This is a genomic window from Nocardiopsis sp. CNZ308, from assembly GCF_004217075.1.
In genome coordinates this window covers 3838140-3861445 of record NZ_SHKJ01000001.1, presented here as the reverse complement: position 1 = coordinate 3861445, position 23306 = coordinate 3838140, and the positions used below count along the sequence as shown (strand labels likewise).

General features: G+C 73.6%; 12 protein-coding genes. 8 read left to right on the top strand and 4 right to left on the bottom strand.

Annotated elements, in window-relative coordinates; all coding sequences use genetic code 11:
• Positions 1-54: 54 nt before the first annotated feature.
• Positions 55-1152 (bottom strand): lactonase family protein, encoded by a 1098-nt coding sequence (locus EV372_RS16780; protein WP_253796899.1) that lies wholly within the window; start codon positions 1150-1152, stop codon positions 55-57.
• A gap of 266 nt (positions 1153-1418) precedes the next feature.
• On the opposite strand from EV372_RS16780, the gene EV372_RS16775 reads away from it, so the two are divergent.
• The 8 genes from EV372_RS16775 (at position 1419) to EV372_RS16740 (ending at position 10457) form a co-directional block, all read left to right on the top strand.
• Positions 1419-2567 (top strand): acyl-CoA dehydrogenase family protein, encoded by a 1149-nt coding sequence (locus EV372_RS16775; RefSeq protein ID WP_253796897.1) that lies wholly within the window; start codon positions 1419-1421, stop codon positions 2565-2567.
• A 52-nt stretch (positions 2568-2619) separates the two neighbouring features.
• Positions 2620-3951 (top strand): preATP grasp domain-containing protein, encoded by a 1332-nt coding sequence (locus tag EV372_RS16770; protein ID WP_130396735.1) that lies wholly within the window; start codon positions 2620-2622, stop codon positions 3949-3951.
• A 79-nt stretch (positions 3952-4030) separates the two neighbouring features.
• The gene (locus tag EV372_RS16765) at positions 4031-5254 is read left to right on the top strand and encodes an MFS transporter (RefSeq protein WP_130396734.1); all 1224 of its coding nucleotides are present in this window, start codon (positions 4031-4033) and stop codon (positions 5252-5254) included.
• 55 nt (positions 5255-5309) lie between these two features.
• Positions 5310-6779, top strand: a complete 1470-nt coding sequence (locus EV372_RS16760; protein ID WP_130396733.1) for a pyridoxal phosphate-dependent decarboxylase family protein — start codon at positions 5310-5312, stop codon at positions 6777-6779.
• 54 nt (positions 6780-6833) lie between these two features.
• A complete protein-coding gene (locus tag EV372_RS16755; RefSeq protein WP_130396732.1) occupies positions 6834-7817 on the top strand; it encodes a ketoacyl-ACP synthase III in 984 nt (327 codons plus the stop codon).
• A 10-nt stretch (positions 7818-7827) separates the two neighbouring features.
• Positions 7828-9180, top strand: a complete 1353-nt coding sequence (locus tag EV372_RS16750) for an aminotransferase class III-fold pyridoxal phosphate-dependent enzyme (protein ID WP_197044269.1) — start codon at positions 7828-7830, stop codon at positions 9178-9180.
• A complete protein-coding gene (locus tag EV372_RS16745) occupies positions 9177-9623 on the top strand; it encodes a thioesterase family protein (protein WP_130396731.1) in 447 nt (148 codons plus the stop codon). The genes EV372_RS16750 and EV372_RS16745 overlap by 4 nt, the downstream gene beginning before the upstream one ends.
• 102 nt (positions 9624-9725) lie before the next feature.
• On the top strand, positions 9726-10457 hold the full coding sequence (locus EV372_RS16740) for a putative glycolipid-binding domain-containing protein (protein ID WP_130396730.1): 732 nt from the start codon (positions 9726-9728) through the stop codon (positions 10455-10457).
• Positions 10458-10479: 22 nt separating this feature from the next.
• On the opposite strand, the gene EV372_RS16735 is transcribed toward EV372_RS16740, so the two are convergent.
• The 3 genes from EV372_RS16735 to EV372_RS16725 all read right to left on the bottom strand — a co-directional run bounded on the left by EV372_RS16735 (position 10480) and on the right by EV372_RS16725 (position 23264).
• A complete protein-coding gene (locus tag EV372_RS16735) occupies positions 10480-11454 on the bottom strand; it encodes a helix-turn-helix domain-containing protein (protein WP_130396729.1) in 975 nt (324 codons plus the stop codon).
• 311 nt (positions 11455-11765) lie between these two features.
• Positions 11766-15716: an ATP-dependent RNA helicase HrpA gene (hrpA, locus tag EV372_RS16730; protein ID WP_130396728.1), complete on the bottom strand. Its 3951-nt coding sequence runs from the start codon at positions 15714-15716 to the stop codon at positions 11766-11768.
• A 243-nt stretch (positions 15717-15959) separates the two neighbouring features.
• Entirely contained in the window at positions 15960-23264 is a 7305-nt protein-coding gene (locus EV372_RS16725) for a type I polyketide synthase (RefSeq protein ID WP_130396727.1), read from the bottom strand.
• Between the last annotated feature and the right edge of the window lie 42 nt (positions 23265-23306).

Here is a 23306-nt window from a genome sequence, read left to right as displayed (position 1 = left end):
GCCGACGCGCGGCAGCGGGCGGAGCGCCCCGCTCACGTCGCGGGGGACGCCGTGTCAGCCCCGGGTCCCCTCGGCTCGGCGGATGCGGGTGATCGGGACCGGGAGCACGCACACGGGGACGGGCAGGCGCAGCCGGTGGCCGGTGTCGGCCGGGACGCCCGTGCCGGGGTCCAGGAGCAGGGAGGCCAGCGAGTCGCCGTTCTGGGCGGCCACGACCAGGTGGTCGGGCTCCTCGCGGTGGCCGCGCACGACGGCGAAGTTGCGCGGCCACGGCCCTCCGGCCGGGGTGTCGGCGACGTGCTCCAGGCGGGCGCCGCCGTCGCGGACGGCGAAGGTGGCGATCGTGTCCGCGCCCCGGTTGGACACGTACACGTGGTCGCCGTTGGCGAGGATCTCGGCGGGGAAGTTGGCGCCCGCGGCCTCCTCGCCGGTGGCCTCGACGGAGCCCAGGTGCTCGGCGGTGCCTTCGGCGGGGTTCCAGCGCAGGACGTGCACGCGCGAGTCCAGCTCGCCCGCCACGTAGAGGTACTCGCCGAGGACGGCCGTGTGCCGGGGACCGGTGCCCGGGGGCAGGGCGACGGCGCCGACCTCCTCGCCGCCGCGCAGGACGCGCAGCTCGTCGGTGCCCAGGTCGGCCACCAGCAGGTGGTGCTCGTCGGGGGCGGCGGCGCTGTGCGCGTGCGGCCCCTCCTGGCGGTCGGTGACCGGGCCGCTTCCGGAGTGCGCGAGTTCCGCCACCGCCCAACCGGGGGAGCCGTCCCCGGCCAGGGCGTACACCGCGGCCACGCCGTTGGCGTAGTTGGTCACCGCCAGTTCGGAGCCGCGCGCGAGCACGTGGCAGGGCGATCCGCCGCCGGTCGGGACCTGGCCCAGTTCGGTGAGCCCGGCCGCGCCGTCGATCCGGAAGGCGGTGACGGTGCCCTTCTCGCGCTCGTTGACCGCGTACACCGTGGGCGGGTCCTCGCGGAAGGCCAGGAAGGACGGGCCCGGGGTGCGGGCGGCGGCGCCGCCGTCGGTCATCTCGCCGGTCATGGGGTCGAACCAGACGCGGTAGATCCCCTCCCCCTCCCCGGCCGGGTCGGAGTCGGGGGTGTAGGTGCCCACCAGCAGGAGCCGCTTGCCGTCCACCGAGCTGTCCGTCGATCCGCCCACCGGGGGCCTCGCTTCCCTCGCGCCTGTGATGTCCGCCCGCCAGTGGTCTACACCACTGGAGTCCACGGCGCATGCTACAGGCCGCACCCTCCGGCCACGAGGCCGGACCCGTCGGGTCGGCCCCCGCCACCAGGGGAAACACCGGTGGAAAAGAAGCCCGTCCCCGAAAAGGGTGTCCGTTCTGGCCATCTTCCGCCATAGGAAACGGGGGTCTGCATATATTGCCCCATAACGAACAAGTAACGGATAAGCAGGGGGTGAGGCCCGTGGCGGACGACTGCCGCACTGACAGCAAAATACGGGACAAGTACGAGGTCCTGGCGGCCGAAACGGTGGCCGAGCGCGCGGACGAATGCCACCGGAGGCGGGAGTTCGACCACGAGTCGTGGCGTGAGCTGAGCGAGAACGGCGTCTGGCGGATTCCCGTTCCCGAGGAGATGGGCGGCCTGGGCGGAAACTGGTGGGACTTCGTCTCCGCCTTCCAGGGAATCGCCCGGGGAGGCCGCGACCTCGGTTTCTGCCTGTCCATGGTGGCCCAGACCGGGCTCATCCGCGCCCTGGTCCGCGACGGGACGCCCTCCCAGCGCGAGTCGTGGTTGCCGCGGCTGCTCTCCGGCCAGGTGAGTTCCATGGCTCTGACCGAGGAGAGCGGCGGCTCCGACATCAGCAAGATGTCCGTCACCGCCGAGGCCGGTTCCGGCCGCCTCCACGGCGCCAAGGTCCACATCACCAACGCCCCGGTGGCCGACCTCGCACTGGTGCTGGGCCGCAGCGGCGACCTGGACCGCGGGGCCGACGCGACCCTCTTCCTGGTGGACCTGCACGCCCCCGGAACCGAGCGCGGCGCCGCGGAGACCATGATGGGCAACCACAGCAGTCCCACCGGTCGGCTGGACTTCCACGGCGCGGGCATCGGCGCCGACGGCGTGCTCGGGCGGCCCGGGGGCGGGCTCGCCCTCGTCCACGGGATCATGGCCTTCGACCGGCTGCTGTACGGCGTGCTCGCGGCCGCCTACCTCGAACCGCTCGTCGACGAGATGATGGACTTCGTCCACGAGCGCCGCGCGTTCCACGCCCCCCTCGCCGACCACCAGTACGTGCAGGGCCGGCTCACCGACACGCGCTTCGCGCTGGAGAGCACCCGGTGGGTGTCCTACGGCGCCTTGGAGTCCCTGTTGGAGGACCGCCCCGACGCCGCCCTCCTGTGCTCGATCGCGAAGTTCCAGGCCGCCGAGTCCCTCAGGACCGGCACTGAGGACGCGCTGCGCGTCTTCGGCCACGCGGGCTACGAGGAGGGGCGGGTGTCCCGCTCGGTCCGCGACGCGCTGGGCACCCTGATCGCGGGCGGCACCGCCGAGATGCAGCGGAAGAACGCCTTCACGCAGATGTGCGGCCTGCGCCGCGCCCGCGGCTGACCCGCGACCGGCCCCCGCCGTCGCCCTCCCGAGAGAAAGGACCTATCTCGCCATGCCCAAGATCATCGTCGCCAACGTCGACAGCGACGCGATGTGCGGCACGGACATGCCGCCGGACATCCACGCCCTCAGCTCGCTGTGCTGCTGCCGCCTGCTGGTGCTCGCCGAGGACGAGGACCTGGTCGTCCTCCCGCACGCCGTCTCCGAGGAGTTCGTCTCCTACGTGAACGGGCTGCTGGGGCGCAACCTCTCCGAGAAGAACGTCATCCTGCCCAGGAACAGCGAGACCGAACAGCTCATCCTCAACTTCGACTCGCTCAACGACGGCTGGGTCGAGGAGCAGATCCGCCAACGGGTGGGGTCGGTCCGCGGGTGGACCCTGGAGGCGTACTTCCTGGACCGCGCCGCCCTGACCCTGGCCCGCTCCCTGGAGCTGGACGTGAGCCGTGTCGAACCGGGCTTCCTCGAGGCGGGAGGAGCCGAGACCTACAACAGCAAGGTGCTCTTCCGGCAACTGGCCGAGGTGTGCGGCACCCCCGTCGCGGAGGGGCGGATAGCCACCACCGCCGCCGAACTGGCCCGTGCGGTCGGCGACCTCGTCGCGCGCAACGGCAGGGTCATGGTCAAGCAGGACACGAACTCCGGCGGCGCGGGCAACGTCGCGGTCACGGTCCACGGCGAGACGGAGCTGACGGGGGCCAGCCGCGTGGTCCCCGTCGAGCCGGGGTTCGACCCGGAGGCGCTGGCCGCCTCGCTGTGGCCGCAGATCGCGGTGCAGCGCAACACCAGGGTCGTGGTCGAGGTGTACCACCCCTCCGTGATGGTGCACTACAGCGAACTCCGGGTGTCCGGAGACGTCGACGCCCCGACCGTCCTCAACTTCGGCGAGATGCGGATGGAGCCCACCTTCATCGGCCTGGAGATCCCGCCCAGGCGGCTGAGCGAGTTCCAGCTCGCGGAGATGATCGCGCACAGCACGACCCTGGCCGCCGCGGCCGGGCGGCGGGGGTTCCGGGGCTACATGAACATCGACTCCATCCTCACCGAGGACGGGAAGCTGCTCTTCACCGAGGTGAACGGCCGCATGGGCGACTGCACGCACATCGACTACCTCGCGCGCAGGCTCGTCGGCGACTCCTACGGCACGGAGCACACGGTGCTGACCCGCAACTGGGTCCCGGTCCGCGGCTTCACCGAGGCCGTGGGGGCCCTGCGCGACGAGGGCCTGCTCTACGACCACTCCCGCGGCTGCGGAGTGGTGCTGCCCATCGAGGACGTCGACCGCTCCGGGGTCATCGACTACATGGTGATCGGCGACGACGCGCGGCACGCGCGGCGGATCGAGGAGCACGCCGAGCGGGTCCTCTCCGTCCTGGGCGGATGACACGCGCGCAGACCCACGGCCCCCCCTCACCGGGGCTTCCCGACGACCGCCGACCCCTTTGCGCACCGAGGTCTCGACCATGAGTGATTCCAGTACAGAACCAGGCGGGCCGACACGGGGGCCCGAGCCGGAGGAGAAGGGCGGCGGCTTCGGCGCGCTGCCGACGGCTATCCGCGTCGTGGTGGTCGCCGCCGGCGTGCTCAACGTCGGAACCTTCGCGATCGCCCCGTACCTGGCGCTGCACATGCTCTCCCTGGACTACACGGCCTGGGAGGTCGGAAGCGTCCTGGCCGCCAACCTGGTGACGGCGCGCTGCCTGCCGCTGCTGAGCGGCCTGATCGGAGACCGCACCCGGCACGTGACCCTGATGACCCTGGGCCTGGCCCTGCGGGGCGCGGCGTTCGCCGCCTTCGCGGTGGACGACGGCTTCTGGTGGTACCTGCTGTGCTCGTCGCTGGTCGGGCTGAGCGGGGCGCTCTACGAGCCGTCGGCCTCCGCCGTGATGGCCGGGCAGCCCGACGAGGACCGCAAGCGCGGGTTCTCCTTCCTGAACCAGGCGCAGAACCTGGGCGCGGTGCTCGGCCCCGCGCTCGGCGCGCTGCTGATCGGCGTCGACGCGCGCCTGCTGTTCCTGGTGGGCGGAGCGCTGATGCTGGTCTTCACCGTGCCGGTGCACCTCGTGCGCCGCCACCTGAACACCTCGACCACCAGTGAGACCGTCATCGGCTCCCTGGGGCGGGTCTTCCGCAACGGGCTGTTCCTGCGGTTCGGCCTCGCCATGGGGTTGTTCTGGGTCATCGACTCACAGCTGACCACCTCCCTGCCCATCTACGCCAGTGAGCTCTCGGGCTACGAGGAGCTCGCGGGAGCCGTGCTCATGGTGAACGGGATCGCGGGCGTGCTCGCGGTGATCGCGCTGCGGCGGCAGTTCGAGAGGCGCGCGGCCCTGGTGCTCTCCGCCGCCGGGATGGCCGTGGTCGCGGTGTCCATCGGCGCGATCGCGGCCGTACCGGTCCTGTGGTGGCTGCTGCTGTGCGTGGTGGTCTACAGCGTCGGAGAGACCCTCGTGTTCGTCTCCGCCGACATCTACATCGCCGACCTGGCCGACCAGAGGGACGCCGGGGCCTTCTTCGGGGGGCACGACGTCTTCTGGGCGGTGGGCGGCGCCGTCGGCTTCTTCGTGGGCGCGGAGATCGACGGCGGGCCGCTGTCCTGGCTCGGCCTCGCGCTCCTGCCCGCGCTCGCCCTGGCGCTGGTGGTGGGCAACGCCCGCACCGGCGGACGGGTCGGCACGAGGGCGTGAGACCGCCCCGGCGCCGCCCCTCCGGCACAACCGCAGTCGACCAACCGGGAGAACCATGCAGACCGATTTCGACCGGACCGCGCAGGGACCGCCTCCCCTGGCGGGCAACGACCCCGAACTCACCGCGGTCACCGAACTGACGGGACACACCCTCGACGCGCTCAGATCCGGCCTGGTCCGCGGTCGGGGGCCGTGCCCCGAGGGCGGCCCCGACAAGGTCGCGGCCGACCTGCTCGACCACTGGCCCGACCCCCTGCCACACCAGGGGATCGGCGCGCGGGAGGCGATCGACGCGCTGGTCCCCGCGTTCGCGGCGGGGTCCGCCGACCCCGCCCACCCGCGCTGTGTGGCGCACCTGCACACACCGCCGCTCGCCCTCCCGGCGGCGACGGACCTGGCGGTCAACGTGCTCAACCCGTCCATGGACTCCTGGGACCAGGCCCCGGTGTCCAGCACCATCGAGGCCCGGGTCTGCCGGGCGCTGGCCGAACTCGTGCACCCCGGGGCGAGCCGGCCGGACGCGCTGGTGACCACCGGAGCCACCGAGTCGAACCTGGTCGGTGTGCTGGTGGCGCGTGAGCGGGTCGGCGGGTCCTCACTGCGGGTGCTGTGCGGCGACAACGCCCACCACAGTACGCAGCGGGCGACGTGGCTGCTGGGCCTGCGCCCGCCCGTGGTGGTGCCCACGAGGCACGGCCGGATGTCCCCCGACGGGCTGCGCAGGGCCCTGGCCGCCTCCGAGGAGCCGTCCCTGGTCGTCGCGACGGCGGGCACCACCGACCGGGGCCGGGTGGACCCGCTCCAGGAGATCGCGGACGCCTGCCGCGAGCACGGCGCCCGCCTGCACGTGGACGCCGCCTACGGGGGCTGCGCCCTGTTCAGCGACCGGCTCCGCCCCGCCCTGGACGGGATCGGCTCCGCGGACAGCGTCGCCCTGGACTTCCACAAGTTCGGCGGCCAACCGCTCGCGGCCGGGATGCTCACCCTGGCCGACCCGGACGACGTGGACCTGCTGGCGGTCACCGCGGACTACCTCAACGCCGACGACGACTCGGACGCCGGACTGCCCGACCTGCTCGGACGGTCGATCCGCACCTCCCGCCGCCCCGACGTGCTCAAGCTGGCCGCGACGCTGCTGGCCCTGGGGCGCACCGGTATGGGGGACCTGGTGGAACGCTGCTGTGACGCCGCCGACGAGGCCGTGTCTCTGGCCGGCGCCCACCCCGCCCTCCGGGTGCTGGAGGAGCCCGGGCTGAGCACCGTCCTGTTCCGCCCCGTGCTCGCGGACCGGCTGGGCGAACCGGCCGGGTCGGAGATGGTCGCCGAGCTGCGGCGCCGGATGCTCGCCTCCGGCGAGGCCGTCCTGGGGAGGGCCACGGCTCCGGACCCGGAGAACGGCGGCGCGGCCGCGGTCTGGCTCAAGCTCACGCTGCTCAACCCGCACCTGCGCCGCAAGGACCTGCGCCGCCTGCTGGACATGGTCGCGACGGCGGCGGCCCGTGTGGAACGGCCCGCCGCCGCGTGACCGCACGTCCGCGGCGACCGCCGCGGACGGAACGACACCCCACGAGGAGAACCCATGCCCTTCGGCATCCTGGGACTCGGCTCCCACCTTCCCGACACCGTGATCGACAACGACGACATCGCCGCGTGGACCGGCGCCTCCCCCGACTGGGTGGTCGAACGCACCGGTGTGCGGACCCGGCGCTACGCCGGGGAGGACACCGCCACCTCGGAGCTGGCCGAGTTGGCCGTACGCGACCTGCTGCGCGGACACACCGACTCCCCCGAGCGCATCGGCCTGATCGTCCTGGCCACGTGCACCCCCGACCAGCCCCAGCCCGCCACGGCCGCGCGGATGCAGAGCAGACTCGGCCTGGGCCCCACCGCCAGCTTCGACATCAACGCCGTGTGCACCGGCTTCCTGTACGGACTCGACTGCGCCCGGGGCATGCTGGAGTCCGACCCCGGACTCGAACAGGCCCTTGTGGTCGGCGCCGACAAGTTCAGCAGCGTCATGGACCGCTCGGACAAGCGCACGGTGAGCCTGTTCGGAGACGGAGCGGGAGCGGCACTGGTCGGTGAGGTGCCCGAGGGCTACGGCATCCACACGACGGCGATGACCTCCGACGGCTCCTCGGCGGACCTGGTGGGCGTGGACGCGGGCGGCACCGCCATGCCGACCACGCCGCGGACCGCGGACGAGGGCAGGGACAAGCTCCGGATGCAGGGCCGCGAGGTCCGGGGATGGGCCATGGAGAACGTCCCCAAGCTGGTGGACGACGCCTTGGAGCGCACCGGCTGGGACGCCGGGAGCGTGGACAGGGTGGTCTTCCACCAGGCCAACGTGCGGATGCTGGAGGAGCTGTGCGACGCCGTGGGCATCGACGCGGACAAGGCCCCGATGACCGCTCCGGAGTACGGCAACACGGCGGTGGCCTCCATCCCGGTCACCCTGCACGCCTCCCATCACGCGCGCCCGCTGCGCCGCGGCGAACGCGTCCTGCTGGCGGCGGTGGGCGGCGGCATGACCGCCGGGGCCGTCACGCTCACCTGGTACTGAGGAGGTACGCATGCAGGCGAACGCACTGGTCAGCCATGCTCGGGGCGTCCACGTGGTGGACACCGAGGGCCGTGAGTACCTGGACGGCTGCTCGGGCGCCGTGAACGCCAACCTCGGTCACGGCCATCCCGAGGTGACCGCCGCCATGCACGCGCAGATCGACCGGGCGTGCTCGGCCTACCGCCGGCAGTTCGCCAGCCCGGCGCTGTCCCGGCTCACCCGGGAGCTGTGCGCGGTCGCGCCGGGCGCGCCCGGCGCGGTCCTCTACGCCAACTCCGGCTCCGAGGCCGTCGAGACGGCGCTGCGCCTGGTGCTGGCCCACCAGGCGTGCCGGGGCGCTCCCGAACGCACCGTGGTGCTCGGCGAGGAACCCGGCTACCACGGGATGACCGCGGGCGCGCTCTCGCTGTCGGGACACCCGCAGCGGCGCGCGGGGTTGGAGGCCCTGCTGGACAACCGCACCGGGGGGCCACGGGTGCGCCCCTCGGTCCCGGGCGCACGCGCGACAGCCGCCGACTGGAGCGCGGCCCTGGACCGCGTCGGACCCGACCGGGTGGCCGCCGTGGTCGTCGAACCGGTGGGGGGCGCGGCCACGGGGGCGGCCGTGCCCGAGCCGGACGTGCTGCCCGCGCTCCGCGCGCTCGCCGACAGGCACGGTTTCCTGCTCGTCGCCGACGAGGTGATGACCGGTCTGGGACGCACCGGCGCGTGGTTCGCGTCCGCTGCCGCGGGGATCGTGCCCGACATGATCGCCACGGGCAAGGGCCTCACCGCCGGGTACGTGCCGATGTCCGCTCTGGTGGTGGACGGCGCCGTCACCCGGGCTCTGGACCGTCCCGCGGAGGAGTACGCCTTCGGGCACACCACGGCGGGGAACCCGCTGGCCGCGGCGGCGGGACTGGCCGTGCTGGAGTACCTGCGCGCCCACGACGTCCCCGGGCGCGTACGGGCGCTGGGCGCCGGGCTCCGGGCCCGCATGCGGGCGCTCGCCTCGGCGCACCCGCACGTCGTCAGCGGGGTCAGGGGCGAGGGCCTGCTGCTGGCCCTGCGGATGCGGCCCGACCAGGACCGGCCGCTGGCGCGCGCCGGAGCCCTGGCCGAGGCGGCCTGGGACTGCGGGCTGGTGCTGTACCCGGCGGGCGTCGACGCCGCGACCGAGTCGGTACTGGTGGCACCGCCCCTGGTCATCGCACCGGCGGAGGTCGACGAGCTGCTGCACCGGCTGGAGAGGGCCCTGTGCCTCCTGGAGGAGCGCGTGGCCGCCGCCGAACCGGCCCGCGCCGCCCGGTACCACCACGCGGGGGCCGCCCCCGAGCGGTTCGGGCCGACCATGACCGCACCGACCGGAGGAGAACCGTCATGACCACCAGTACCGGCTCGGGCGCGGCGGCGGAGGACCGCTTCGCCGCGCTCGTGGGACGCTCCCACACCCTGCGGCACACGGTGTCGGAGGCCGACCTCGCCCGCCGCTGGGGCAACGGCCTCGACGTACTGGCCACCCCCGTGCTCCTCTGGCTCGGAGAGATGGCGTGCATGCGGCTGTTGGAGGAGGCGACCTCGCCCGACGAGATGTCGGTGGGCGTGGCGCACGACTCCGCGCACCTGGCCCCGACCGTGCTCGGCGAGGAGGTGACCGTGACCGCCGTCCTCGTGCGGGCCTCGGGGCGAAAGTGCGCCTTCGAGGTCACGGCCCGCGACCCCCGCGACGGGGTCCTGTCCGGAACGCACACCCGCGCCGTCGTCGACCGCGCGCGCTTCGCCGAACGCCTGCCCCGCGCCGCGGCCGCCGACCCCCCTCCCCGTTGAGCCGCCCCCCGTCGAGAGGACGCGCCCGGTCCGGCGACACGGGCCGGGCGCTCGTTGCCCTCCACACGCCGATCCCCTAGCCTCCGGGGGCGAGGGGGGTTCATGGCGGAACGGCCGATGATGGCGTGGGAGCTGGGAGGGACCGGGGGCGTGGCCCTCGCACGGTGCGGGTTCGACGGCTCCGGCCTGTCCGCGGACGGTGTGTCCTTCCACTCCGGGGAGGAGCCGCACACGGCGGTCTTCCGGCTGGAGTGCGGTCCCCTGTACCGCACCAGACGCATGCGGATCGCGGTACTCGGCTCCGGCTGGGACCGGGAGGTGGAGCTCACCCGATCCGACTCCCACGGCTGGAGTTCACGGGTGCGGACCGGTCGGGGGCCGTTGCGCGCCGCGCCCCTCCCCGACCTGGAGGGCGCGGTGGACTGCGACTTGTGGATGTCGCCCCTGACCAACATCATGCCCGTGCGCCGCGCGGCCCTGATGGACCGGGATCGGCGCCCCACGCAATCCCTGTCGCACGCCATGGCCTGGATCGACCTGCCCGGCCTGACGGTGGAGTGCTCCCGCCAGGACTACTCCCTGGTCCGCCCCCGCGGCGACGAACCCGCGCTGGTGCGGTTGGAGGACCGCGACTCCGACTTCCGGGCCGACTTCTCCGTGGACGAGGAGGGGTTCGTCATCCACTACCCGGAGATCGCCACCCGGGTGGACGACCCCGGGCGGGTGGAGGAACTCGTGGGCGAGGTGCCCGGGGAGTTCGGGGCGCTGCTGCGGGCGAAGAGGGACGAGCTGCTGGCCGGTGTCCCGTGGAGGCGTTGGGGCGACCTCGGTTGAGGAGGGGCCGCTCCGGCCGCCGTCAGACGCCGCGCCGCCGGCCGAGGAAGAAGCCGGCCTGAAAGCGCGTCCTGGCGCCCAGGTCGTCCATGAGCACGGACACGCGCCTGCGCACCGTTCGCTCGCTGACCCGCATCCGGGCGGCGATGGCCGCGTCGGTCTGTCCCAGGCACAGCTGTTTGCGCAGGAACTCGTCGTGGTTCTCCCCCCGGCCGGGTTGTTCGGCGACCTCCAGGGTCATGCTCCAGTAGATCTCGAACAGGCTGGCCAGCGCCTCGACGACCCCCGGCAGATCGATGCAGAGGCCGTTGGCCACGCCGGTGGACTCCACGGGGATGAGGGCCGAGGTCTCGTCGCTGACGAGGAGCCACAGCGGCAGGTGCGAGGCCGTCCTGCTGTCCTCGGGAAGGCCGGTGAGGAGGGCTCCGGCGCTCGCCCGGTCCTCCAGGAGGTCCTTGGTGTGCAGTATCCGTAACCTCACCCGTTTGGCCCTCAGCGTCTCGATCTGGTCGAGGAGACCGCTGTAGGAGACGAGGTCGAGGTAGTGCCCGGTGAGGAAGATCCGGAAGTCGGTGGTGGCCGACTCCACCAGGTCGTGGGAGAGGTCCTGGATGCGTCCCCGGCCGATGACCAGCCGCATCCCCTCCACTCCGGACCCGTCCGCCTCCCCGTCCGAGCGCTCGTAGGCGGCGCCCAGCGGCAGAAGCCAGGAGTCGAGCCCGGCCGCCAGCTCGCGGGCCTGGCGAATCCTGGCCTCACCGGAGCGGTGCAGGGCCTGCCGGATGACCTGTGGCGAGACCGGGACGATGATCTCGGTCCCGTCCTCCTCGTGGCGGGAGATCCGGACGTAGCGGTGTCGCAGCAGTTCGCGGAAGGCCCCGCCCGCCCGGCCCCGCAGGTTGGACGTGGCCAGCCAGCCCACCTCGACCAGGTGCTCGTAGAGTTTCCTCGCCTCCGTACCGATCAGATAATCCGAGAAGTCGAGGTGATCAGCCAAAACCGTTCTCCCTTCCGGTGGAGAGCATTCACAGAAGTCCCTTGCGTGAGCGTTCGGGTAACTTCCCCGGAAAGGGAAATCCATGCCGCCCGGAACAACCTCCCCCTCGCAGGACACGGCTTTGGCGGACAACGGCGGTGAAATCCGGAGAGGCGGGACGTGAATCACCGCCCGCACATTTCGTATCACCAGGGAAAACGTGCGGACCGTACGCCTTCCGGTTAATTTCCGCGCCTTCGCGAAAGGTACGCGGTACCGGAAATCCCTCCGAAGAAGCGCCCGCGCCCGCGGGGGCGCGTGAGCAGCGCCCCCTACGTGCGTTCGGCGGCCTTGACGGCCTCGACCGCCTTCAGAATGCGCTTGTCCGAGACCGGGTAGGCCGTGCGCAGCTCCTGCGCGAACAGGCTCACCCGGTACTCCTCCAGCATCCAGCGCAGCTCGGCCACGTCCGGATCGGCCGCGCGGCCGGGCGGCAGGCTCCCGCGCAGCTTGGCCACGGCCTGGCGCATCTGCTCCACCTTGGACATGTTCACCTGGTCGCGGCGCGGGTTCTCCGGCAACTTGTTCAGCCGGTACTCCACCCCGCGCAGGTAGCGGTGCAGGTCGTCCAGGCGGGCCAGGCCGGTGCGGGTCACGAACCCCTCGCCCACCAGGTCGCCGAGCTGGCCCTGCACGTCGTTGAGCGAGGGCAGCACGGCCAGGGACGTGGTCCCCTTGACCTTCTTGGACACCTTGCGCCACAGCACCAGGACGCGCGCGGACCTGTCCAGGATCTCGGCCAGGGTGTCGCCGAGGTCGGCGCGCACCCGGTCGGCGAGCTTGGCGAAGTCCTCGCCGTTCCACACCGGTCCGCCCTCGCGGGCGAGCAGGTGGTCGACGGCGGCCGCCTCGGCGTCGTCGAGCATCCTGCGGATCGAACCGTGCGGGTTGTCGGCCAGGGCCAGCTTGTCGGGGTTGTTGAGCCCCTTGCTCACCACGTTCGCCACGGACGGCACGGTGAGCAGCAGCAGTCGGCGGGTGCCCGCCCACATCGCGGCGCGCTGTTCGGGACGGGTGTCGAAGATGCGGATCGCGACGCTGTCGCCCTCGTCCACCAGCGCCGGGTAGCCCTTGACCTTGGGCCCCAGCGCCTTGCGTTCCAGGGTCTGCTCCAGCGGGCCGAAGTCCCAGGAGGTCAGGCCCTTCTTCTCCACGCCCTTGGCCTCGGCCGAGATCGCCTCGCGCAGGCGCGGTTTGAGCTTGGCGCGCAGCTTCTCCAAGTCCTTGGACTCGGCCAGGGCCCGGCCCCGGTCGTCCACGGCCCGGAAGGTGATGCGCAGGTGGTCGGGCACCCGGTCCAGCTGGAAGTCGCCGGGGGCGATCCGCTCCCCCGCCATCCGGGTCAGCTCGGCGGCCAGCGCCGCGGTGAGCGGCCCCTCGTAGGGGACCAGCCCGGCCAGGGCGCGGGCGGCGTTGTCCGGGACCGGGACGAAGTTGCGGCGCAGCGGCTTGGGCAGCGAACGGATGAGCGCGGTCACCAGTTCGTCGCGCAGACCCGGGATCTGCCAGTCGAACCCGGTGTCCTCCACCTGGTTGAGGAACTTCACCGGGACGCGCGCGGTGACGCCGTCGGAGTCGCTGCCCGGCTCGAACTGGTAGCTGAGCGGGAAGGTGAACTCGCCCTGGCGCCACACGTCCGGGTAGTCGTCCTCGCTGATCGCCCCCGCGCCCTCGTTGATGAGCTCCTCGCGGGTGAAGTCCAGCAGCCCGGGCTCGGTGCGGCGGGCCTTCTTCCACCAGGAGTCGAAGTGCGCGGCCGAGACCACCGAGTCCGGCAGGCGGGCGTCGTAGAACTGGAACAGCGTCTCGTCGTCCACGACGATGTCGCGGCGCCGGACGCGGTGTTCGAGGTCCTCCACCTCGTCCAGGAGCTTGCGGTTGTCGTGGAAGAAGTGGTGGCGGGTCTCCCAGTCGCCCTCGACCAGGGCGCGGCGGATGAACAGCTCCCGGGACAGCTCGGGGTCGATCTTCCCGTAGGAGACCTTGCGCTGCACGACGATGGGCACGCCGTAGAGGGTGACGCGCTCGAAGGCCATGACGGCGCCGCGCTTGCGCTCCCAGTGCGGCTCGCTGTAGCTGCGCTTGACGATGTCCCCGGCCAGCTCCTCGGCCCACTCGGGCTCGATCCGGGCCGCCATGCGGCCCCAGAGCTTGGAGGTCTCCACCAGTTCGGCGACCATCACGTAGCGGGGCTGCTTCTTGAACAGCGCCGAACCGGGGAAGACGGCGAAGCGGGCGCCCCGTCCGCCCAGGTACTCGTGCTTCTCGGGGTCCTTGAGGCCCACGTGCGACAGGAGTCCGGCCAGCAGGGACATGTGCACGCCGCGGGGGTCGGCGGCCTCCTCGCGGGGATGCGGCACCTCCACGCCCATGGAGCGCAGGACCTGCCTGAGCTGGCCGTGGATGTCCTGCCACTCGCGTACGCGCAGGTAGTTGAGGTACTCATCGCGGCACAACCTGCGGAACTGGTTGCCCGACAGCTCCCGCTGCTTCTCGCGCAGGTGGTTCCACAGGTTGAGGTAGGCCAGGAAGTCCGACTCCTTGTCGGTGAACCTGGCGTGCGCCTGCTGGGCCTGCTGCTGCTTGTCCGTGGGCCGCTCGCGCGGGTCCTGGATGGACAGGGCCGCGGTGATGACCAGGACCTCGCCCAGGCAGTCGCGCTCCTCGGCCTCCAGGACCATCCGGCCCAGACGGGGGTCGATGGGCAGCTGGGCCAGGCGGCGGCCCATCGGGGTGAGCCTGCGTTTGCCCCCGGACTCGTCGGGGTGCAGGGCGCCCAGCTCGTTGAGGAGGTTGACGCCGTCCTTGATCTGGCGGTGGTCGGGGCCGTCCACGAACGGGAAGGCCGCGACGTCGCCCAGCCCCAGGGCGGCCATCTGGAGGATGACCGAGGCCAGGTTGGTGCGCAGGATCTCGGGGTCGGTGTACTCGGGGCGGGAGAGGAAGTCCTCCTCCGAGTACAGCCGGATGCAGATGCCCTCCGAGACGCGGCCGCAGCGGCCCTTGCGCTGGTTGGCGGAGGCCTGGGAGACCGCCTCGATGGGCAGGCGCTGCACCTTGGTGCGGTGGGAGTAGCGGGAGATGCGCGCGGTGCCGGGGTCGATGACGTACTTGATGCCGGGGACGGTCAGGGAGGTCTCGGCGACGTTGGTGGCCAGGACGATGCGCCGTCCGCTGTGCGAGGACCACACGCGTCTCTGCTCGCTCGTGGACAGGCGCGCGTAGAGCGGCAGGACCTCGGTGCCCGGGAGCTTCCTCTTCTCCAGAGCCTCGGTGGTGTCGCGGATCTCGCGCTCGCCGCTGAGGAAGACCAGCACGTCGCCGGGGGCCTCGCGGCCGAGCTCGTCCACGGCGTCCAGGATGGCCTGGGTCTGGTCGCGGTCGGTGCCGCCGCCCGGGTTCTTCTCCTCGGGGTCGAGGATCTCCTCGGAGATGGGCCGGTAGCGGACCTCGACCGGGTAGGTGCGCCCGGAGACCTCGACGATGGGGGCGTCGTCGAAGTGGCGGGAGAAGCGCTCGGGGTCGATGGTGGCCGAGGTGATGACGACCTTGAGGTCGGGGCGCCTGGGCAGCAGCTGTTTGAGGTAGCCCAGCAGGAAGTCGACGTTGAGGCTGCGCTCGTGGGCCTCGTCGATGATGAGCGTGTCGTACTGGCGCAGCATGCGGTCGTGCTGGATCTCGGCGAGCAGGATGCCGTCGGTCATCAGCTTGACCAGGGTGCTGTCGCTGGAGGAGTCGGTGAAGCGGACCTTGTAGCCGACCGTCTCGCCCAGCGGGGTGCCGATCTCCTCGGCGATGCGCTCGGCGACGGTGCGGGCGGCCAGCCGCCGGGGCTGGGTGTGGCCGATGGTGCCCATGACGCCGCGCCCCAGCTCCAGGCAGATCTTGGGCAGCTGGGTGGTCTTGCCCGAGCCGGTCTCACCGGCGACGATGACGACCTGGTGGTCGCGGATGGCCTCGGCGATGTCCTCGCGCCGGGAGCTGACCGGCAGGGACTCGGGGTAGCTCAGCTCGGGCACGGACTCACGGCGCAGGTTCACGCGCAGGAGCGCCTCGTCGACGTCCCCGGAGATCTGGGCGGCGACGGAGGCGCGGCGGCGCTCGTCGCCGATCTTGGCCAGGCCGTCGATACGCCGACGGAGCCGGTGGCGGTCCGAGGGCATGAGGTCGCGCAGCCGGGAACGCAGCGTGTCCGCGGCGGGCGCGGGCGTGGTGGTGCTCATCAGTAGTCAAGGGTAGGAGGGACGGCAACCGGTTTTCGCCGCCGGGTCCGCGCGGTGGGCGCGCGGTCGCGGGCGGGCGAAGGGGCGCCGCGGGCACGTACCGGCCAACGCCCGGCGGGCCCGTTCTGTTCCGGGGGGCGCGTGTCTCCCCCCGCGGCGGTCCCGGGCCGGTCCGGACGCGGGCCCGCCTCGTGTCCTCCCCTCCCGCCGCGGAGGCCGTGTCCCGCGGCGGGAGGGGAGGGCTCAGCCGAGGTCCCTGACGCGGTCGCGCAGGCGACGCACCATCGACCGGCCCCCGCGCGCGGTCTCGGGCCGGGCGAGGGCCTCCTCGACGGCCGCGGCCGTGGTCCCCGCGTGCTCCTCCATCATCGTCAGGTGGTCCCCGGGCACCTCGACCCGGCCGTGCGGGCGCGGCCACTCCCAGCCCAGGCCCAGTGCCGCGCCGTTGGAGCCGCGCACGGGGCTGGTCGGCCGGACCTGTGTGACCGGACACACCGGGGAGCCGGGCCTCCAGCCGGCGAACATCGCGAGGTAGGCGCCCATGGCGGTGACACGGTCCGCGTCCAGGAACGCGAACTCGTCGGCCCGCTCGGTCACGGACTCCGTGACGATCGGGAGCACTCCGGGCTCGTCCGGTACCGGGGTGTCGAGCAGCACCAGACCCGCGGGCGCGAGACCGCGCTCGTGCAGCTCCTCGGCGACGGCGTGCGCCAGCCATCCTCCCGACGAACGGCCGACCAGGAAGAACGGCTGACCGGTCGCGGCCCGGAGCGCGGCGTCGGCCTGCGCGCGGACGAGCGCGAGCCGGTCGGCGGGAAGCGCCTCCCCGGCCAGGAAACCGGGCGCGGGCAGGGCGTGGACGCTCCTCCGTCCCCGCCAGAAGGCGGCGAAGCGGGCGAACTCCTGCGCACCGGAGGTCATGACGAGGGAGGGGAAGCAGATCAGAGCGGGGGCCTCCCCTCCCGAGGAGAGCCGGGTCGGCGCCACGGGCCAGGCGTCCCCCGGGGCGAGGACGGGGCGTCCGCGCGCCGCGATCCGCGCGAGGGTGACCGCGTCCTCGGGGCGCCCGTCGCGGCACGCCTCCCGGAAGAGCTCGACGAGATCACCGTGGGACGCGGGCGCCGCGGACGCGACGGGCCCGGCGGCCGGGGCGGTCCGCTCCGGGGCCTTCGGGGCCTCCGGGTCCAGCCGGGCCTCGGGGGTGCCCGCGTGTCCCGTGCCCATCCGCCCGTCCAGGTGGGCGGACAGGGCCACCGGGGTGCGGTGGTTGAAGACCAGCCCGGCGGGAAGCCGCAGCCCCGTCGCCTCCTGGAGGTGGTTGCGCAGCTCGACGGCCGTGAGCGAGTCGAACCCCGACTCCAGGAAGTCCTGTTCGGGGTCGACGCGGTGGCCGGAGGGGTGGCCGAGGATCTGCGCGGCCCGGGAGCCGATCAGCTCCTCCAGGAGCGCACGGCGCTCGGGCCCCTCCCCGGCCGTCCGCAGCACGGCAGCGGTGTCGCGTGCCCGGTCGTCCTCCACGGGAGCCGACGGGCGCACCAGACCGCGCAGGAGCGCGGGGACGCCGTTCGCGGAGGAGGCCCGGGCCCGCAGCGCGGACAGGGCCATCGGCACCGGAAGCACGTGGGGCAGACCGGTGTCCGCGGCGGCGTCCATGAGCGCACACCCCTCGTCGGCGCTGATCGCCTCCACTCCCCACATCCTGCTCATCCGGGCGTCGTCGGCGTCGCCGAGGTGGGCGGTCATCGCGCTCCGATCGGCCCACCTGCCCCAGGAGAGGGACTGCGCGGGCAGGCCGAGGGAGCGTCGGTGTCGGGCCAGGGCGTCCAGGAAGGAGTTGGCCGCCGCGTACCCCGCCTGCCCGGCCGAGCCGAGCACGCCCGCAGCCGAGGAGAACAGCACGAAGGCGTCGAGGTCGAGACCGGCGGTGGCCTCGTGCAGGTTCCACGCCCCGTCGACCTTGGGGGCCAGGACCCGCTCCAACGACTCGGGGGTGAGCCGCGTGACGGTGGCGTCGTCGACCACCCCGGCGGCGTGGACGACACCGGTGAGCGGGTGGCCGGCCGGGACGCCGTCCACCAGGGCGCGCACCTGGCCGGGGTCGGAGACGTCGCAGGCGGTGATCTCCACCCGTGCGCCGAGGGAGGCCAGCTCCGCGGCCAGGTCGGCCGCTCCGGGTGCCTGGCGCCCGCGCCGTCCGGTCAGGACGAGGCTGGTGACCCCGTGGCGGACCACCAGGTGGCGGGCGACCAGGGCGCCCAGCGTGCCGGTCCCCCCGGTGACCAGGACGGTGCCGCCGGGCCGGAAGCGCGTGGCCATGTCGAGCACGATCTTGCCGACGTTGCGTCCGTGCTGCATGAGCCGGAAGGCCTCGACCGCACGTTCGACGGGGTAACGGGTGACCGGGACGCCGGGCAGCTCGCCCTTCTCCAGCAGTGGCAGGATCGCGTTGAAGGCGCGCTGGACGCGCTCGGCGGGCAGGGTCGACAGATCGACCGTCCGGTACCGGACGCCGCCGTGCTCGGACGCGATCCGCCCGGGGTCGCGGAGTTCGTTGTGCCCCAGCTCCACGAAGCTCCCACCGGGGGCCATGAGCCGCAGGGAGGCGTCGATCGCCTCGCCCGTGAGCGAGTTGAGGACGACGTCGACGGGGCCGGCCGCGCGGAAACGCTCCTCGAAGTCGAGTCTCCGGGAGTGGGCGATGTGCTCGTCCGCGATCCCCGCCTCCCGCAGTACGTCCCACTTCTCGGGACTGGCGGTGGCCAGGACCCTGGCGCCCAGGTGCCGGGCCAGGTGGACGGCGGCCTGTCCCACCCCCCCGGCCGCGGAGTGGATCAGGACACGGTCCCCCGGCCCGAGTCCGGCCTCCTCCACCAGCGCGATGTGGACGGTCAGGTAGACGGCGGGCACGGCGGCGGCGAAGGCGTCGTCCCACCCCTCCGGCACGGGCGCCACGAACCCGCGCGGTGCGACGGCGACCGGGGCGAAGGCGCCGGGGAACAGGCCCATCACCCGGTCCCCCGGCGCGAGGTCGTGCACGTCCGGGCCGACCTCGATGACCGTGCCGGCCCCCTCGTGACCGATGCTCACGGGCTCGGGGTGCATGCCCACGGTCATCAGCACGTCGCGGAAGTTGACGCCCGCGGCGCGGACGGCGACACGGACCTCCCCCGTCTCCAGGGGGCGCAGCTGTTCGGGGTACGGGACGAGGGCGAGCCCGTCCACCCGCCCCGGCTCGCGGGACTCCAGACGCCAGTCGGAGCGCCGCTGGGGCGGGACCAGTCCCTCGCCGCCCGGGCCGGCGTCGGCCAGGCGGGGGGCGTACAGGCGGCCGTCGCGCACGGCGACGCGCGGCTCCCCGGTGCGGACGGCATCGGCGACGGTCTGGAGGTCGAACCGGTCGGTGTCCAACAGGAGGAATCGGCCGGGGTTCTCCGTCTCGGCGGAGGCGACCAGCCCCCACACCGCCGCTCCGGCCAGGTCCACGCGGTGCGCGGCGCCGGATCCGGCCTCCAGGGGGTCGACGGCCCCCGTGGTCACGACCACGATCCTGGCGGCGGCGAGGCGTTCGTCGTCCAGCCACGTCCGCACGGACTCCAGCACCCGGTGCAGCCCGGCTCTCGTGCGCCCGTCGGGAGGTCCCTCGCCGCCGCCCGCGGGGAGCAGGACGAGGCCGGGTGCGGGCGCTCCCCGGTCGAGGGAGGCGACCAGGGCGCGCGCGTCGGGGTGGTGCCCGGCCCGGCCCTCCCCGAGGGCTCCGACCAGCGCCCACGTGTCCGGACGCGGAGGTTCCTCCGCCCGGCCCGGCGCCGTGAGTTCGTGCCACTCCTGCTGGAAGAGGGCGTTGGGCGCGGTGTCGGCGGCGGCCGGGGCCTCGCGGACGGTGAGGGCGTCGATGGACAGGATCGGGGCGCCGTCGGCGTCGGCGTAGACCACGGAGTAGGTGTCGGTGCCCGTCCGGGTGATCCGGACCCGCGTACGCGAGGGCGTCCGCACCGGGTGGAGCCTGACGCCGCTCCAGGAGAACGGCAGCCGGAGGGCTCGGCCCGGTCCCTCCGCGAGGTCGTGCAGGAGGAGCGCGTGCAGTCCCGCGTCGGCCAGCGCGGGGTGCGGTCCCGCCATGGCTGCGGCGTCCCCGGGCAAGGGGTCGAGCTCGGTCTCGGCCCACACTCCGGAGGCGTCCGCCCACGCGGCGCGCAGGCCGCGGAAGGCCGGCCCGTAGTCGTAGCCGTGCGCGGAGAGGAACGCGTAGCCGTCCTCGGTCGGCACCGGTACGGCATCGGCGCCCGGGGCCGCCACCGGTGTCGCGGCGGGCCTTCCGGAGGAGGGGGCGAGCTCCCCTTGGGCGTGCAGGGTCCACGAGTCCTCGCCCTGGGGGAGGGAGCGCACCCGGACGGCGCGTCGTCCCCCCTCTCCCGGGGCGTCCACCGTGATCTGCACCCGGGTCCCCCGGCCGCTCTCCCCGGGCAGCTCCAGCGGGGCGAGGACGACGAGGTCGGCGATCTCGGGGCAGCCGCACTCACGGCCCGCGTACAGCAGCAGCTCCACCACCGCCGTACCGGGTACCAGGGCGCGTCCGCCGACCCGGTGCTCGGCGAGCCAGGGGTGGCCCGCGGTGTCGAGCACACCGGTGAACAGGGTCTGTCCGGTGTCGGCCACGGGGACGCGCGCGCCGAGGAGGGGGTGGCCGGACCGTTCCAGGCCCAGTTCTGCGGGATCTCCGGAGGTGTGCGGCACGGACAGCCAGTAGCGCCGGCGCTGGAACGGGTAGGTGGGCAGTTCGACCGGCGGGGCGCCGTTCGCGCCGCCGAGCACCCGGCCCCAGTCGACGCCCGCGCCTCGGCAGTGCGCCTCGGCCAGTGCCGTCCGGAACCGCAGGGGCCCGTCCTCACCGCGGCGCAGGGTGGCGAGGACGGAGTGGTCGCCCTGTCCCCGCTCCTCCAGGGTCTGCTCGATCGCCAGGGTGAGCACCGGGTGCGGGCCCACCTCCACGAACGTCGCGCTCTGCCGCGCCAGGCGGTCGACCACCGGGGCGAACAGCACGGGGTGGCGCAGGTTCCGGTACCAGTAGCCGGCGTCGAGGGACGCGCCGTCCACGGGCTCCGTGTCCGGCAGCTCCCCGGGCGCCCACCCGGGCCCGGGGGCGACGGTGGAATGGAACGGAACCCTCCCCCGTGTCGGACGGACAGGGGCCAGGTCGGCGCGCAGCCTGTGGGCGACCCTCTCGACGTGGTCGGAGTGGGAGGCGTAGTCGACGTCGACACGGCGTGCTCGCACGCCGTCCGCCTCGCAGGCGCGGACGAGTTCGGTCACCGCGTCCTCGTCCCCCGAGACCACGGTGGACCCGGGACCGTTGACCGCGGCGACGGAGATCCGCCCCCGCCAGGGGGTGATCCGTTCGGCGGCCTCCGCCGGAGCGAGCGCCAGCGCCGCCATACCCCCGTGTCCGGCGATCTCCCTGAGTGCCAGGCTGCGGAGCGCGACGACGCGGGCGCCGTCCTCCAGGGTCAGGGCCCCCGCCACACAGGCGGCGGCGATCTCGCCCTGGGAGTGCCCGACCACGGCGGAGGGCTCCACCCCCGCGGCGCGCCACAGCCGGGCCAACGACACCATCACCGCCCACAGCACGGGCTGCACCACGTCCACGCGGGCGTCCTGCCCGGTCACCGCGGGCGCTCCGGGCGCGCCGCGCAGGACGGCGGTCAGGGACCAGTCCACGAACGGGGCCAGGGCCCGCTCGCACTCGGCCACGGCCTCGGCGAAGGGACGCGAGGACTCCAGCAGGCCACGGGCCATCCCCTCCCACTGGCCTCCCTGGCCGGGGAAGACGAACACGGGCGCGGAGGCGCGCCCGGCCCCGGGGGCCGTACCGGTGACCACGCCCTCCGGGCGGTCACCGGCGGCCAGCGCGTCCAACCGTTCCATGAGCTGGTCGGGCCCGGAGCCGATCACCGCGGCGCGGTGCGCGAAGAGCGTCCGCGAGGAGCACAGGGACCAGGCGACCTCCGCGGCGCCCGGCGATCCGGGGAGGTCCCGCAGCCGGTCACGCAGGCGGGCCGCCTGCTCCCTGAGCGCCCGGGGGTCGCGGGCGGAGAGGGTCCAGACCGGTGGCCCGCCGACGATGCCGGGCTCGGGCCGTTCGGGTCCGGGTCCGGCGTCCTCCTCCGGCGCCCCTTCCGGTGCCTCTTCCAGGATCAGGTGGGCGTTGGTGCCGCTGATACCGAACGCCGACACCCCCGCCCTGCGCACGCGCTCTCCCCGGGGCCACGGCACCGGCTCCGACAGCACGCTGAGGCGGCCCGAGGACCAGTCCACCAGCGGCGAGGGCGTCCGGGAGTGCAGGGAGGCGGGCAGGGCCCCGTGTTGGAGGGCCAGCACCATCTTCATGACCCCGACCACGCCCGCGGCCGCCTGGGTGTGGCCGATGTTGGACTTGACCGAGCCGAGGTGGACCGGCCGGGAGGACCGCCCCGCCCCGAACACCTCGGCCAGCGCCTCGGCCTCGATGGGATCGCCCAGCTCCGTACCGGTCCCGTGCCCCTCGACCGCGTCCACGTCGTCCGGGGCCAGCCCGGCGTCCGCGAGCGCCGCGCGCACCACCCGCACCTGTGCGGGCCCGCTGGGGGCCGTGAGGCCGTTGGACGCACCGTCCTGGTTGACCGCGCTGCCCCGGATGACGGCCAGTACCCGGCGCCCGTGGCGCCGGGCGTCCGACAGCCGCTCCAGCACCAGCGCGCCGACGCCCTCGGCGAACCCCGCGCCGTCCGCGCCCTCACCGAACGACTTGCACCGGCCGTCGGCCGCCAGACCGCCCTGCCTGGCGAACTCGGAGAACAGCGCGGGACCGGACATCACCGTCGCCCCGCCCGCCAGCGCCAGGGAGCACTCGCCCCTGCGCAGCGCCAGCACAGCCAGGTGCAGCGCCACCAACGAGGACGAGCACGCGGTGTCCACGGTCAGTGCCGGCCCCGACAGGCCCAACGTGTACGCGACCCGGCCCGAGACCACGCTCGTGGCCGTCCCGGTGAGCAGATAGCCCTTCGCCTCCTCCGGGACGGGGAGCGCGCCCGAGGCCGAGGCTCCCGCGTAGTCGCTCACGCTGATGCCGGTGAACACCCCCGTCGGGGTCCCCGCCAGGGAGGCGGGGTCGATCCCGGCTCGCTCGACCGCCTCCCACGACACCTCCAGCATCAGCCGCTGCTGGGGGTCCATCGCCGCGGCCTCACGCGGGGAGATCCCGAAGAAGTCGGCGTCGAAACCGGACACGTCCTCCAGGAACCCGCCCGAACGCGTGCCCCCGGGGAGCGCGGCCAGGGCCTCCAGGTCCCACCCGCGGTCGCTCGGCATGCCGCCGATCACGTCCGTGCCGCCGTCGAGCAGGCGCCACAGGGCTTCCGGGGCGTCGACGCCGCCGGGTGCCCGGCACCCCATCCCCACGATCGCGACGGGTTCGGACTCGCGTGCCCTCAGATCGCTCAGTTCGGCACGCGTACGGCGCAGGTCGGCGGTGACCCGTTTGAGGTAGTCGAGGAGTCGCGTGTCTTCCGACATGTGGTCTTGCCTCACAGGTTCGCGGCGTTCGCTCTTCGGACG